Below are 15,680 nucleotides of genomic sequence, written 5' to 3'. Positions count from 1 at the left end.
ACTGGAAATTTACATGTTAACGGAGAGGACAGAAATGATCTTGGCAAAGCAATAGCCATTGCAAGTTTCATCCGAAGTTCAACTGTAATATGTAGACTAATTATTTGCACTTTAGCGGAGAGAACAGAAATAACCTGAAAAAGCAAAGCGTTCGCCTTTATCACCGGATTTTCCCTTTGGAAAAGGGAATCAAAAAATCTGGGGATAACAGCGATTGGAAGGTTGTTCTGTTATCGTAGCGTTTGTGTGAATTATTTGTAACGTGAGGATTTCAGCTTTTTCGGGAAGGAGGATTCACCGAATTATGGATCAATTCATGAATGATTTGCAGGATCAGGAGAAGGCATTGGAGCAGATTCGCCACAAGCTCGCTTTGCTGCCAGATATGTCTGGATGTTACCTGATGAAGAACAGTGAAGGCACGATTATCTATGTAGGTAAGGCCAAAGTGCTGAAGAACCGTGTACGCTCTTATTTTATCGGCATTCATAACGGAAAGACCCAGCGTCTGGTGTCCGAAATCCGTGATTTCGAATATATCGTGACGGGCAGCAACATGGAGGCACTCATTCTGGAGTGTAACCTGATTAAGAAACATATGCCGCGTTATAACGTGTTGCTTAAGGATGACAAGACTTTTCCGTATCTTAAAATTACAAATGAAAAGCACCCCCGTCTGGAAGTAACCCGGCGTGTGCTGAAAGATAAAGCCAAATACTTCGGACCTTATCCGAACTCGTATGCGGCACACCAAACGAAAAAATTGCTCGATCGTATGTATCCACTGCGCAAATGTGGTGTAATGCCCAAAGAAGTGTGCCTGTACTATCACATGGGACAATGTCTTGCCCCTTGTGTGAAGGAAGTGGAGAAGGAGCAGTACGACCAGATTTCACAAGAGATTGGTTCATTTCTGAGCGGTGGTCACGAAGAGATTAAGAAGGACTTGCAGCGTAAGATGCAGGAGGCCGCGGAGGATCTTTATTTTGAACGTGCCAAGGAACTGCGCGACCAGGTAATTGCCATCGATGCGATGATGGAAAAACAGAAAATTACGATGGCCGATGCCAGAGACCGTGATGTATTTGGTTTTGCCATTGATAAAGGCTGGATGTGCGTCCAGATCCTATACATGCGTCAGGGTAAAATGATTGAACGTCACGTATCCACCTTCCCGTTTTACGGTGAGGCGTACAGTGACTTCATGTCCTACGTTACGCAATATTACAGTGATAATCCGGCATTGCCACAAGAAATTTTGTTGCCGGAAATGCCCAAAGATATGTCGACTGGTGATGACAGTACGGATATGGTATCTGACGCTGATGGATCGGTGCCTGCCGCCGTTACGGTAGAGTTCGAACAGACGCAACAAGTGGAGCAAAGTACCGCTAACCAGCCACTGGTTGCTGAGACCCGGGCAACTTATGGAAGTTCCGCTGAGTCAGAAGTTGAACAGCCTGACAGTATGCAAGAGGATGTTCCCACAATGGATACAACCGCTTCAACTGAAAAGCTCCCAGCAGGTCTGGAAGACCCCACTCAGGTTGCTGCTGCTTTACAGGAGTGGTTGGAGATCAAAGTGCTTATCCCGCAACGTGGATTGAAACGCCAGATGATCACCATGGCTGTGGATAATGCACGTGTAGCACTGGAAGAGAAGTTCCGCCTGATTGAGCGAAATGAAGAACGGACATCCAAGGCTGCTGAAGGACTGGGACGTTTTATTGGACTGGATCAGCTTCACCGTATTGAAGCGTTTGATAACTCGAACATCCAGGGTACGAACCCGGTATCTGCCATGATCGTATTTACTGATGGTAAACCGGATAAGAAGGAATATCGGAAATACAAGGTCCGTTCGGTTGAAGGACCGGATGATTATGAAACCATGAGAGAAGTCATCCGTCGCCGTTACGAGCGGGTATTAAAAGAAAACCTGACCCAGCCTGACCTGATTGTGGTCGATGGTGGTAAAGGACAGATCTCGGCTGCGGTCGATATTTTGGAAAATGAGCTGGGGCTGTTTATTCCGGTATGCGGTCTGGTCAAGGATGCGAAGCATAAGACTTCACAGTTGATGATCGGTAATCCACCGGAAGTCATCTCCCTGCCACGGGATAGTCAGGAATTCTACCTGTTGCAGCGGATACAGGAAGAGGTCCATCGTTTTGCGATCTCGTTCCACCGGGAACAGCGTGGCAAATCGATGGTGACATCACGTTTGGATGCCATTCCTGGGATCGGAGAAAAGCGGCGTAAACTGCTGTTGAAGCATTTTGGCTCTTTGCGCAAAATAAAAGAGGCCAGCGTCGAAGACTTCCGGCCTCTATCTATTGGTGACAAGCTGGCAAATCAGATTATTGCTGCACTTCGGGATGAGGAGTCGTAATATACGGCTTCTCTTTTTGTTTTGGATTGAATTTGTAGATCACATATCCAACGATGGCCGGGAGTACAATCCAGAAGAGTCCGGCAGCCATATTCAGGGCATCTCCCATAAAGACCAGGCTGAGTCCCATCAGTAAGCTGTCGAAGATTACATGGGCGAATACAACGGCAATGAAGCCGTGACGCAGCATGATCAGACTGAACAGCAATCCAATGACCATCAGCTCAATGGGCCGGGTGATGACCGGGTAGATCGGATATAAAGTATGTCCAAGTGCCCAAATGATCGTTGGGATCAGACAGGCAATAAACGTGTTACGCACAATTTTTTGCATCATACGAATACCGAACAGTCGATAGACGGCTTCTTCACCAATACCGGCCATCCAGGCCATGATCGGAAAGAGCCAGGCATAAGTCATATTAAATGTAGATTGATCTGCCGAGGTCGTTGACCATGTGCCGATGCTTCGTTCCAGAATGAAGAACAGGATGGATTGCACACCCAGCAGAATAAATGCCCACAAGTAACCAGCAAACATACTGTGAAGTACATATTTTCCGTATCCCGGTTCGGTGGCACGAGGCCAAGGATTCAGACCTATTTTACGCCACATGCCGTCACCGGCAACGAGGGACAGATAGATGGTTGCACTCATGACCAGCGTAATACCTGTCTGCAATAACATCAGGAACGCTAACATGAAGCTGGAGAGCCCTTGTGCCTGAAAGAGTGGAATCATGTTCAGCGTACCAATAACCGAAGCTGCGAAATACACCAGTGAGAGAATGATCCCGCGTTTGAAAGACGTATGTGCTCGGGTCAGAATGCTATAGATGATTGCCAGCACGCCCAGAACAAAGGTCAGGAATGCATAACCGCCATAAGTCATCCAGTTGGCTTGGCGCGTTTGAGCTTTTACATAGTCGGTATGGGATTCAGGGACCGAGAAGCCAGGATCGAATGATCGTACGGCACCATCTTCAAACGTAAAATTCAGTTCAAGCTTGGAGTCTCCGATGGCTTTTGCAGGATCTGTATACTTCAGTCCCGCTTCACCATCGCGAGTATCCAGTTGAAGTGTGGGCACTTCATAACCGAATTCGGTCAGAACCCCAGCCGCCAACTGTTCTTTCTCGTCCAGTGACATATTGCCTTCGGCAAGTACTTGCGATGTGGTCACTTTCCCGGTGCTCTGCTCCGCCTCAATGGCGGTGTAGAGGGAAGAAGGCAGTTCCCGTTTGAAGCCGACCACTTTTCCTGTTTTCATATGTACGTCAACATGAAGATAACCGCCTCTGTCCTGATCAGGCAAACGAACGCGGTATACATCGTAAGGATAGCTTGTTTCCCATTTCTGGTTATAGGTATCAAGTTGTTTGGTTTTGGCCATATACCCGTAGATATCGGAATGTGTCTGGTAGGTTACCAAGGGTTTTCCACCATCATTTGGCAAAGTATAGTCATCCACAGAAGCTGCGAATGATCGTGCGGCTTGCGTCGCCTGCTCCTTGCTTATGAAGGACGTGGACGAAATTTCGGTTGTTTGCGATGAGGTAGCAGGAAAGATCTGAAATACAAAAAATAGAATCAGGCCAATCGCCGCAAACAACCCCAGACGCTTGAAGTTAGCCTTGAATAGCAGAGGCTGCCCTAAGGGATTCATGTAATGTTGTTCCTCCTTATTTAATAGAGGTTGTTCAAAAAGTTTCTAGCTTCATCCCATCTTCTTGGTACTGAAAACCGCCCTTTTTGAACACGCACTAATATGGATATTAAAGTTAACATAGCACAGGCCAAGCACGGAATGCCAATGATGCAACGAAAACAGGTGTAAATCCTTGAAAATGAATGAAAAGGATCGAAAGAATCTGATCCACCCGTCGCCATATCTGAGTTTTTCCCTTTTTGGCTGAATTCGATGCTATTTACACAAAAAACGTTTTGTCTGTAAACGTCGCAGCGCTTATAATTTTGAAGCAAATGTGCAATGATTCGCATGTCTTTCGCCCAACAAGGGAACGAATAGAATATATTCCAACTTCATTATATATGTCGTTTTGATCTGGATCATACATGTTTAACGTTTGGTAACAGCATTTCATATGAAGAAGGCTCCACGGGTGTGGAGTTATTTTCATTGTAGAAGAGGTGGAAGATACTCAAGTGAAACTGAATGTTCAATGGATACGATTATCGCCACCCCGTATTCTTGTCTTAGGGTTTGCTGGCATCATATTGGTAGGCACACTGCTCTTGATGCTTCCGGCATCCAGCCGTAGCGGCGACAGTCTTGCGTTTATTGATGCGCTCTTTACAGCAACTTCGGCCGTTTGTGTCACTGGTTTGGTTGTGGTGGATACAGGCACTCATTTCTCGGTGCTGGGTCAGGTTGTCATTGCGATTCTGATTCAGATTGGCGGACTGGGCTTCATGACGATGTCTACATTGGTTGCCATTGCGTTCAAACGGCGGATTTCGCTTAGAGAACGGTTGATTCTGCAGGAAGCGATGAATCAGAGCACGATGGAGGGCATTGTCCGGCTAATTCGCAAAGTTGTGATCTACTCGCTTATTATCGAAGGCATATGCGGCACATTGTTTGCAATTCGCTGGTCATTTGACATGCCGGTCGGACAGGCGATCTATTATGGATATTGGCATGCCATCTCTATGTTCAACAATGCCGGATTTGATATGTTCGGGGATTTTCGCAGTTTGACTGGGTTTGTATATGACCCGCTGGTGAATTTTACAGCGATGTTCCTGATTGTCTCTGGCGGTATCGGTTTTGTAGTGCTGTCAGACCTGGTGGATTACCGCAAAACGCGAAAGCTGTCCCTGCACTCCAAAGTTGTCCTGTTAATGACTGGATTGTTGATTGTGTTTGGTGCACTTGTCATTTTCGTATTCGAATTCAGCAATCCGCGGACACTGGGTGGCCTGAACTGGGGTGGCAAAATTCTCGGTTCATTCTTCCAATCCGTTACGCCGCGAACAGCAGGAGCTAATACGGTAGATATTGCCGGACTCAGACAGGCAACGCAGTTCTTTATGATCATCCTGATGTTCATTGGGGCATCACCGGGCTCTACCGGAGGCGGGATCAAAACAACGACATTTATGATTATGGCTGGTGCCGTCATCGCGATGATGCGTGGACGTGAAGATATCGTGTTTTTCCGCTATCGTCTCGTACAGGAACGGATTTTCAAGGCACTTACCATTACATTACTGGCGCTCTTGTTCATCATAGCCGTAACGATGGTGCTGAGCACCACAGAAGAAGCCAGTTTTATGATGATCCTTTTTGAAACGACATCGGCCTTTGGCACCGTGGGATTATCGCTCGGACTGACGCTGAAGCTGACCACATTGGGCAAGCTCCTGATCTGTTTTACGATGTTTGCAGGAAGGCTTGGACCTATTACATTAGCGTATGCACTTGGGCAGAAAAAGGGTAAGGAGTTATACAGGTATCCGGAAGGCAAAATGATTATTGGATAAAATTTAGTGAGTTATGAATTTGATTTGGATAAGGGGTTCGTGAAGAACAATGAAAACTCAGCAGTTTGCGGTGATTGGGCTTGGGCGTTTTGGCTCCAGTCTAGCACAGGAATTAATGGAACTCGGCTACGAGGTGCTCGGAATCGATAAAAATGAAGAAGTCGTCGAAGACATGAGTGAATTGGTTACCCATGCCGTTGTAGCCGATGCCACAGATGAGGAAGTGTTGCGCTCTCTGGGTATTCGCAATTTTGATTGTGGTATCGTAGCCATCGGGGATGATATTCAGACGAGCATTCTCACCGCGATCCTGTTAAAAGAGCTGGGCGTCAAGACGGTCGTAGCCAAGGCCATCTCCGTTCTTCACGGAAGAGCACTGGATAAGCTGGGGATTGATCGTGTTGTTTATCCTGAGCGGGATATGGGCATTCGGGTTGCTCACCAGCTGGTTACCCCGAACTTGCTGGATTACATCGAATTATCCAATGATTACAGTATTGTTGAGATGAAGGTTCCCGCCTGTCTGCACAACAAAACATTATCAACCCTGAATGCACGCGTACGCTTTGGTTGCAGCATTGTGGCGTTACAGAAAGAAGCCGGGGTCATTATTGCTCCGACAGCACTAGACTCGCTTCAGATGGGGGATATCATGGTCATTATTGGTAATAATGCAGATATCGACCGATTTGAAGAAGAGGTTATTAGCCAGGAGAGCTGATAATCATCATGAGTTAAAATGGAAGCCAGACGTTGGAGCCTGGCTCATTCAGATCAAAGCTAAGGCGTCGTAGTCCTCCGTGAGGGCAATGGCGCCTTTGCTGTAAAGAGTGCAACCGTCTCCTTGACCCATTGTCTGGAGGTCTCGCTGAGGCCCTCTTTATCCCCATAGATCATGCAGGTTGTTCTTCGGGTCTGCTGTAATTGTGGCAAATGAACAGAAACAAGATCATTGTCCGCGAGCAATTGTGGACGAAGATATGACTTGGGCAATAGCGCAGCGGCTTTGGCGGAAGGCAGAAGTCGGATGATCGCTTCGAAGGAATCAATCTCCATACGAATATCCGGCATTACGGCACAGCGCTGGAAGAGGTCGTCCGTTAATTTGCGATACCAGGTACCTTTGGAGAACGTGATCATCGGCAGATCCTGCAGATGCTCCATCCCGGCTTCCTTACCGGACAAGGGGTGTGTGAGCGGCACAACCAGTTCCAGGTGATCGTCAAAGAGCGGCACACAGTTAAGTCCCACTTCACTGATGGAAGAGGCGACAATGCCCACATCGGCTTTTTTGTCACGCACAAACGAGACAATTTCATGTGTTTTTCCCGTCAACAGTTTCAGTTCGGCATTTGGATGTTTCTCCATAAAGGCATTGACGAGAGGTGGCAACGTGGTTTGAAGCGTCGTCAGACTGGCTCCGAGTGTAATGGTGCTCTGTTCTTCGTCTTTATACTGGGCGAGCATGGTGAGAAATTTCTGCTGCTGCTGTTTCTGCTCTACCGCGAAGGTATAGGCGAACTGGCCCACACTGGTTAACTCCAGTCGTTTGCCACGGCGGTGGAAGAGAGCAACCCCGAGTTCATCCTCCAATTTGGAAATTTTGCGTGAGAGTGCGGGTTGAGACAAGTTCAGTAACTTGGATGCACGGTTCAGGCTGGACTGCTCCACAACCGCTGCAAATGCATTTAACTCCTCGAACATGAACGATGACCTCTTTTCCATGAGTGTGATTCTTGCCCTTGATTAATCGTTTTTCATGTTGTATGGCCTGTAAACCCAATGTTTCACTGCTTATACCTATAGGTTATAACATTTAATAATTATATTGCAATTCCCTTATAAGAAAAAAAGGAGTAACATGAACCGTGACACAAGTTGTTCACACCTGGGGAAAACGGAACAATTTGTCGAACCTTTTCATGGAAAAGGATTCGTGTCATGATAAGTGAAATTATTTATGAAAACGTTGTATTTAGCGAAAGGGGATCGACATTTTATGAAAGGGTTTTACTCCAGAAAGCTGCACTCCTTGCTTGGCGTCATTCCGCTCAGTTTGTTTTTTGTTGAGCATTTGGTGACGAACTTCTCGGCAGTTGAAGGCGGCAAAGAAGCTTTTGACGGTGCTGTTGCATTCTTGAACAGTCTGCCACTGGTTATTGTTTTGGAAACGCTCCTTATCTGGTTACCGTTGTTCTATCACGGTGTATACGGTCTGTATATTGCATATCAGGCCAAGCCTAACGTGGGACGTTTTGGCAATGAACGCAACTGGCGTTATACGTTACAGCGGGTCAGTGGTGTCATTACGTTTGTATTCGTTATCTGGCATGTATGGGAGACGCGGGTACAGGTTGCGCTGGGTACAGTCACCCACGAACAACTGGGCGGTGTTATTCACGATATTGTGATGAATCCGGTAACATTTATTCTATATCTGATCAGTGTAGTTGCGGCATCCTATCACTTTGCCAACGGTCTGTGGTCGTTTCTTGTTAGCTGGGGGATTACCGTGGGTCCGCGTGCGCAGCGTGTGTCCTCTTATGTATGCATGAGCTTGTTCGGTATTATCTCCATTATGTTTATTGCTTCCTTGTTCGCTTTCCGGAGCATGGATTTCCAAGCAGTAACTTCAATGGTTGACGTAGTAAAAACAGTTCTAATCTAAGCATTTAGTGTTTAAATGCTGACTTATAAGGGAGTGAACATCAATGGCATCAACGAATGTAATTATTGTGGGCGGCGGTCTCGCGGGCTTGATGGCGGCGATCAAATCGGCTGAAGCCGGAGTCCATGTTCATTTATTTTCACTGGTTCCTGTTAAACGATCCCACTCTGTATGCGCACAAGGCGGCATTAACGGAGCGGTGAATACCAAGGGTGAGGGTGACTCCCCATGGGTACACTTTGACGATACGGTATACGGCGGTGACTTCCTTGCGAACCAACCTCCGGTTAAAGCAATGTGCGAAGCAGCACCTGGCATCATTCACCTGATGGACCGTATGGGCGTAATGTTCAACCGTACACCGGAAGGTTTGCTTGATTTCCGTCGTTTCGGAGGAACGAAGCATCACCGTACGGCATTTGCCGGAGCGACAACAGGACAACAATTGCTCTATGCATTAGACGAACAGGTACGTCGCTGGGAAGCAGCGGGCCTGGTTACGAAATATGAGAACTGGGAATTCCTGCAGGCGGTTTTGGATGATGAAGGCGTATGTCGCGGGATCGTAGCTCAGGATCTGAAAACGATGAAGGTACAGACCTTCCCGGCAGAAGCGGTTATTCTGGCGAGTGGTGGTCCCGGAATCATCTTCGGTAAAACGACGAACTCGGTCATTAACACAGGTACAGCGGCAAGTGCCGTGTATCAACAAGGTGTAAATTACGCAAACGGGGAGTTCATTCAGATTCACCCAACAGCCATTCCAGGGGATGACAAGCTGCGTCTCATGTCTGAATCCGCGCGTGGTGAAGGTGGACGGATCTGGACGTACAAAGACGGCAAGCCTTGGTACTTCCTCGAAGAAAAATATCCTTCCTACGGAAACTTGGTTCCGCGTGATATTGCAACACGTGAGATCTTCAGCGTCTGCGTGGATATGGGGCTGGGCGTGAACGGCGAGAACATGGTTTATCTCGATTTGTCTCATAAAGATCCGAAGGAACTGGACGTTAAACTGGGCGGAATCATTGAGATCTATGAGAAGTTCATGGGCGATGACCCGCGTAAAATCCCAATGAAAATCTTCCCGGCAGTCCATTATTCCATGGGCGGCATGTGGGTAGATTACAACCAAATGACCAACATTCCGGGGCTGTTCGCAGCTGGTGAATGTGAATATCAATACCATGGTGCAAACCGTCTGGGTGCTAACTCATTGGTATCCGCGATCTATGGTGGTATGGTGGCTGGACCAAAGGCGGCTGAATATATCAAAGGACTCAAAAAATCGTCCGCAGATATCCCTTCTTCCGTATTTGAGAAACACACCAAACAACAAAGCGATAAATACGAAGGCATCATGAAAATGCAAGGTACAGAAAATGCCTATGTTATTCATAAAGAGCTTGGAGAGTGGATGACAGCCAACATGACGGTTGTACGCTACAACGACAAGCTTGAAGCCACGATTGGCAAGATCAAGGAATTGAAAGAGCGTTATGGCAAAATCAACATGTATGATAGCTCCGGTTGGAACAATCCGGGTGCAGCGTTTACCCGTCAATTGTGGAACATGATTGAACTGGCAGAAGCAATGACTCTCGGCGCTCTGCTCCGTAACGAAAGCCGCGGCGCGCATTACAAGCCGGAATTCACGGAACGCAATGATGAAGAGTTCCTGAAAACGACCATCGCAAGCTGGTCGAAAGAAGGCCCGAAAATCTCGTACGAGCCGGTAGATGTATCCCTGATCCCACCACGTATCCGGGATTACTCCAAGGATTAAGAAGTACCGTACTATTCATGCAATGAATAGTTAAGCACCTATACGGAGAAGGCAGGAGAACTTGGAGAAGCAGAGCTTCTTCAAAGTTACTGCCATCAAAGTGATGGAAATGCCCAGAAGAAGCAAGCGCCTAGCAATGCTTCAGCACTTCAATACTGCCCATCCAGCATGAATGGAGTGCAGTTTCCAGCAAAGTGACTCATTGCACGACGTAGCGGAGGAAGCAGAAATGCTCAGAAGAAGCATAGCGCCTAGCGATGCTTCAGAACTTGAATACTGCCCATCCAGCATGAAAGGAGTGCAGTTTCCAGCAAAGTGACTCAGTGTACGACGTAGCGGAGGAAGCGGAAATGCCCAGAAGAAGCGAAGCGCTCGCCTTTGATACCCCATTTTATTCAATACAGATTCATTCCGTAAAATGGGGGAGCAACAGCGATCAGAGGGGCATTCCGCTGACGAAGCGTCTCCCGTGCACCAAACCAGTAACTTTGCGCATCAGCAATACAATCATCGTCACCAGAGGAGGGGACTACGATATGGCGGAACAAGCTACAGCCAACAAAACCGTCAAGTTTATCATCACCCGTCAGGACAGCCCGGAGTCATCTTCGTACAACGAAGAATTTGAGCTTCCGTACCGTCCCAACATGAATGTGATCAGCGCCCTGATGGAGATTCAGCGGAACCCGGTCAATACAGATGGCAAATCCATTGCTCCTGTATGCTGGGATTCCAACTGTCTCGAAGAAGTCTGTGGTGCCTGCTCCATGGTTATCAACGGCAAGCCACGTCAAGCATGTGCAGCACTGATCGACAAGCTCGAACAGCCCGTTCGTATCGAACCGATGAAGACCTTCCCGGTGGTTCGTGACCTGGTCATCGACCGTAGCCGGATGTTTAGCGCCCTGAAACGCGTAAAAGCATGGATTCCAATCGATGGTACCTATGACCTCGGTCCAGGTCCACGGATGCCTGAGAAGAAGCGTCAGTGGGCATACGAGCTGTCCAAATGCATGACATGTGGTGTATGTCTTGAGGCATGCCCGAACGTCAATGAGAAAACAGACTTTATCGGTCCAGCAGCACTGTCCCAAGTGCGCCTGTTCAATGCTCACCCAACAGGGGAGATGAACGCCGACGAACGTTTGGAAGCGTTGATGGAAGACGGAGGCATTGAGGGCTGTGGTAACTCACAGAACTGCGTGCAATCCTGTCCGAAAGGCATTCCATTGACAACCTCCATTGCCGAAATGAACAAACAAACAACCAAGCATATGTTCAAACGCTGGTTGGGTGTATAATCTCGTCATAACATGTGTAGAAGTGTAATCTGCAACATAGTAGAAGTCGTGATTCCGTGCAGTAACATGCCGGAGATCCCGGCTTCTTTTTGTGATGAAGCAGAGGAACCGGGCTACCCATGCAGAATATGATATACTAAGGGGATGGATATGGAGCGTAGAAGGAGGGGGAGATATGGCAGAGACACCGCGTCAGGGTAGCAAAAACTCGCCGTCCCAGCGCTCGTACAAGGCAACAGGTTCAGAAGAGTCTGTGTTTCCTGGAGAGGAAAAGGATCATGATCCCTCTCGCCGAAGTTTCTTATTGCGCATGATTTTGATGACGGCGGGTGCGAGCTTGCTCACCGGAGGTTATGCCTGGCTTTGGGAGCCGCGTCGTCTGGAAATCAAGCAAGTGGAGCTGGAACTTCCGAAGTTCCCAAAAGCATTTGACGGATTGCGTGTAGTTCAGTTCAGCGATGCCCATCTTGGTTTTCATACCGGGGCGAAAGAGATGAAGAAGTTGGCAGCAACGATTGAGGAGCAGCAACCGGACTTGATTTGTTTTACCGGAGACATAGTCGAGAGGGAAGCAGAGCCGATGCGTGAATGTATTCCGGTACTCGCCTCCATGCAAGCGAAGTATGGCAAATTTGCGGTTTTGGGGAATCATGATTATCGGGGCGGACAGCAGAATGAAGTGGCAACCATGTTCCGTGAAGCTGGATTCACTTTGTTACAGAACGAACATGTAGTGATCGAACAAGGGGGCGAACGTCTAGCCATCGCTGGTTTGGATGACGCACTTACAGGCAGGCCTGATCCTGCCCAAGCCATCAAGGGATTGGATCAAGATGTGTGGAAATTGCTGCTTATGCATGAACCGGATTATGCCGATATTGCCACACCCTATGGTTTCGGATTGCAGCTTTCCGGTCATAGCCATGGTGGGCAGGTACGATTTCCCTGGATCGGGGCACTGACAACTCCGCGAGGTTCACACAAGTATGTTCAGGGGTTGTATTACACGAATGTCCAGGGGGTATATTACACCACCCAGACACAGATGCCCGTGTATGTGAATCGTGGTTTTGGCATGACTCAACTGCCCATTCGTTTTCTGTGTAGACCCGAATTAACAGTTTTTGAGCTCAAAGGATCAACCACATAAAAGAATATAAGATGAACGTAAAACATAAAGGATTTAACATGAATGGAGGTTATCCAGATGGAACGAATTGCGATTGTATCCGACATTCATGGCAACATGACTGCCTGGGAAGCGGTGCTGGAAGATATCAGAAGTCGCGGCGTAGAGCGAATCTTTTGTCTTGGTGACCTCGTGGGCAAGGGACCAGAACCAGTACAGGTTGTGGATCAGGTGAGAGCGGCGTGCGAACTTGTCATCCGCGGTAACTGGGATGAACTGGTTGCGGTTAACCAGGACAACGAGAACTTTACGTGGCAAGCAGAACGGTTGGGTGAGGAACGATTGGCGTATTTGGCGAGCCTACCCTTCAGTTATCAGTTTCAACTGAGCGGTCGCACCATCCGTCTGGTCCATGCTTCACCTCAAAGTGTGTACCATCGTGTGCAGCCGTGGGACGCGATGGAAAAGAGGTTGGCGATGTTTGATTCTCCGACTGATGAGCCTGAGCAAGGTGTTGCAGATGTTGTAGGTTACGGGGATGTGCATAACGCATATTTGCAGTATATGAATGGAAAATTACTGTTTAATGCAGGTAGTGTCGGTAATCCGCTCGATCTTCCCCAGGCTTCCTACTGTATTCTGGAGGGTGAAGATAACAAAGATATCAATACCCCGTTCAATGTTCAATTTGTGCGGGTACCTTATGATATTGAGCGGGAAGTACAGATTGCGCAGTCCGCGAATGTTCCTGCATTGGATTTCTATATCCGTGAGATTCGTACGGGCATCTACCGAGGGTTGCAGGAGTAGTCAGCATTTGGCTCTTTAGCGTTAGGAATTGAATGATGCATGATGTTAATACTATAATGCGAATACTAAAGTTCGTGGATCAGTTTATATGCTATTACGCCGGATCACCTTCAGAGCATGCTTGTCTTACCGGACTCAAGCCCGTTAGGCAAAAGGAGCGATAGTCATGCTTACCCGAAAAATGCTGGTTCAAGGTCTGCCGGCTTTGTGGACAGAGCGTCTTGTCCTGCGATCATTACGTCAAAGTGATTACAGCACATTATCGGAACTCTTTTCCGATCCTCAAGTCATACGATATGTGAATAGGGGAAGCCAGCCCACGCCGATCAGGGCGAGACGGTTATTGAACCAGATACGGAGCAGCAGTGCCAAGCTGGATTCGTTACATTATGGGATCTGCTGGAGAGGCAAGGAACAGGTCATTGGGATTACCTCATTCCAGCACTGGAATGATCAGAATGGTACCGCACAGATTGGTTACATCCTGAACAGGTCCTGTTGGGGCACAGGTGTGGCTACCGAAGCGGTACAGCGGCTGCTGCAGTTTGGATTTGATGATCTTCATCTGTGGAGGGTGGAGGCACGTTGTTATGAGGCAAATGTTCCGTCACAACGGGTGCTAAGCAAACTAGGGATGACTTACGAGCGGAGTCTTCCCTCGTTCGGACTGCATGATGAGGATGACGAAGGATCAGAATCCCTGATGGATGTCAAAGTGTATAGCATGTATCGGGAACAATACGTACGCCCGCTTCAGGAGAAAGACTTGCACACACTGGTATCTGACAAGCCGCAATAACATAGAGTAAGAGTAGTAAAACGTGAATGAATCGAACTTCAATCATTTGTTACACAAATGAAATATAGCTGCAATTGAACTCTAACAGACAGGGGGTAAACTTATCTCATGACCCCCTTTTTGATAATAGATAATGCTGTTGGGACCCGCGCGAGCGGGTTCATTTTTTTTGTCCATATAAGTTAACTGTGGAGTATTTACACAGTCACTCCGATGACAGAATAACCTTCCGATCGCTGTTAACCCCAGATTCTTTGATTCCTTTTGAAAAAGAAAATCCCTTGATAGCGTATGATGCTCTCGATGCAGCTTTCTTTCAGAAAGCTTTTAGGCGGACACTTCGCTTCTTCACGTTATTTCTGTCCTCTCCGTTATCGTGTAAAATATAATTATATTTTCTTATATACGGCACTACAAATCCCCCCACGTCGCGAACAAGCGCGCTGTGGGGGGATTTGTGTTTGCTCTATTTTACAGTGGCACAACCTGCATCTGTTTCTGCTTGAAGTATACCCAGTCAGTGAATCCGATCTCCAGCAGACGTGTACGAACGTCATCCAGCTCATCTGCAACCCGCTGCGGTTTATGAGCGTCCGACCCAAATGTCACCTTCACCCCATAATGATGGGCGCGTTCCAGAATGGCATCCGAGGGATACCAGCCACCGCTGAGTTTGGTTTTGCCAGATGTGTTAATTTCGATCGCTACATTGGATTCTGCAATGACCTGCAACGTTTCATCAATGGCCTGATCAGCGATAATTTCGGAGAATGGTGGATAATTACCCTTCATCGCATCAATGTGTCCAAGAATCTGGAACATACCGCTGCGTGCCGATTGCCGGATTAATGAATAATAGCTTTCTTTCACTTCAACTTTGCGAGCATCGCTCAGTCCGTTCCACCGCGTTTTGTTGAAGATGCTTACATCTTCGGTATGATGAACTGAACCAATAATATAGTCAAAAGGATACTGACCTAGTGTAGTACGGTACAAATCTGCATGAACAGGGAAGTAATCCGATTCAATGCCGAGTAACACATCGATTTTACCAGCGTACTCTTCTTTCAGAGCAAGAACTTCTTTCACATAATGCTGCAATTCAGACTTGCCCATTGCGATCCGTGGAAATGCCTGCTCAAGTTCACTGCCAAAGTATGGCGTATGATCCGAGATACCGATGGCCTGGAGCCCTGCCTTAATACCTGCCTCTATATAATCGCGGATGTTGCCGTCTGCGTGACCACAACGAAAATGATGTGTATGAAGATCAAATTTCATATGGAAT

General features: G+C 47.6%; 12 protein-coding genes. 9 read left to right on the top strand and 3 right to left on the bottom strand.

The annotated features are described in order from the left end of the window. Positions 1–304: 304 nt before the first annotated feature. Complete coding sequence (gene uvrC / locus AB4111_RS23305; protein WP_442033420.1) at positions 305–2,392, top strand: excinuclease ABC subunit UvrC; 2,088 nt, start codon at positions 305–307, stop codon at positions 2,390–2,392. Here the strand turns inward: uvrC and AB4111_RS23300 are convergent. Further along, on the bottom strand, positions 2,361–4,058 hold the full coding sequence (locus tag AB4111_RS23300) for a CPBP family intramembrane glutamic endopeptidase (RefSeq protein WP_442033419.1): 1,698 nt from the start codon (positions 4,056–4,058) through the stop codon (positions 2,361–2,363). The genes uvrC and AB4111_RS23300 overlap by 32 nt on opposite strands. A 500-nt stretch (positions 4,059–4,558) precedes the next feature. Here AB4111_RS23300 and AB4111_RS23295 point away from each other — a divergent pair, with 500 nt between their 5' ends. Together AB4111_RS23295 and AB4111_RS23290 are read left to right on the top strand one after the other, a co-directional pair. Further along, positions 4,559–5,899, top strand: a complete 1,341-nt coding sequence (locus AB4111_RS23295; RefSeq protein WP_442033418.1) for a TrkH family potassium uptake protein — start codon at positions 4,559–4,561, stop codon at positions 5,897–5,899. Between the two features lie 49 nt (positions 5,900–5,948). Then, positions 5,949–6,620, top strand: a complete 672-nt coding sequence (locus AB4111_RS23290) for a potassium channel family protein (RefSeq protein ID WP_091020848.1) — start codon at positions 5,949–5,951, stop codon at positions 6,618–6,620. Between the two features lie 59 nt (positions 6,621–6,679). Here the strand turns inward: AB4111_RS23290 and AB4111_RS23285 are convergent, their stop codons facing one another. Next, positions 6,680–7,603: a LysR family transcriptional regulator gene (locus AB4111_RS23285; RefSeq protein WP_339237432.1), complete on the bottom strand. Its 924-nt coding sequence runs from the start codon at positions 7,601–7,603 to the stop codon at positions 6,680–6,682. Between the two features lie 295 nt (positions 7,604–7,898). On the opposite strand from AB4111_RS23285, the gene AB4111_RS23280 reads away from it, so the two are divergent. From AB4111_RS23280 to AB4111_RS23255, 6 genes are all read left to right on the top strand, one after another. Then, positions 7,899–8,567: a succinate dehydrogenase cytochrome b558 subunit gene (locus AB4111_RS23280; RefSeq protein WP_253440598.1), complete on the top strand. Its 669-nt coding sequence runs from the start codon at positions 7,899–7,901 to the stop codon at positions 8,565–8,567. A 43-nt stretch (positions 8,568–8,610) separates the two neighbouring features. After that, positions 8,611–10,353: a succinate dehydrogenase flavoprotein subunit gene (gene sdhA, locus AB4111_RS23275; protein ID WP_253440597.1), complete on the top strand. Its 1,743-nt coding sequence runs from the start codon at positions 8,611–8,613 to the stop codon at positions 10,351–10,353. Between the two features lie 536 nt (positions 10,354–10,889). Next, complete coding sequence (sdhB, locus tag AB4111_RS23270) at positions 10,890–11,654, top strand: succinate dehydrogenase iron-sulfur subunit (protein WP_253440596.1); 765 nt, start codon at positions 10,890–10,892, stop codon at positions 11,652–11,654. A 175-nt stretch (positions 11,655–11,829) separates the two neighbouring features. Beyond that, positions 11,830–12,804, top strand: a complete 975-nt coding sequence (locus AB4111_RS23265) for a metallophosphoesterase (protein WP_442033417.1) — start codon at positions 11,830–11,832, stop codon at positions 12,802–12,804. Positions 12,805–12,861: 57 nt separating this feature from the next. After that, positions 12,862–13,593, top strand: coding sequence for a metallophosphoesterase family protein (locus AB4111_RS23260; protein WP_442033416.1), 732 nt, complete (start codon positions 12,862–12,864; stop codon positions 13,591–13,593). 166 nt (positions 13,594–13,759) lie between these two features. Then, complete coding sequence (locus tag AB4111_RS23255; RefSeq protein WP_442033415.1) at positions 13,760–14,392, top strand: GNAT family N-acetyltransferase; 633 nt, start codon at positions 13,760–13,762, stop codon at positions 14,390–14,392. 471 nt (positions 14,393–14,863) lie between these two features. Here the strand turns inward: AB4111_RS23255 and AB4111_RS23250 are convergent, their stop codons facing one another. Then, a complete protein-coding gene (locus tag AB4111_RS23250; protein WP_442033414.1) occupies positions 14,864–15,673 on the bottom strand; it encodes a histidinol-phosphatase in 810 nt (269 codons plus the stop codon). Positions 15,674–15,680: the final 7 nt, after the last annotated feature.

The sequence above is a fragment of the Paenibacillus sp. 2KB_22 genome (assembly GCF_052115745.1).
In the GTDB taxonomy this organism is placed as follows: Bacteria; Bacillota; Bacilli; order Paenibacillales; family Paenibacillaceae; genus Paenibacillus.
The sequence above is the reverse complement of the archived record's forward strand: the minus strand, read 5'-3'. Positions and strand labels throughout refer to the sequence as shown.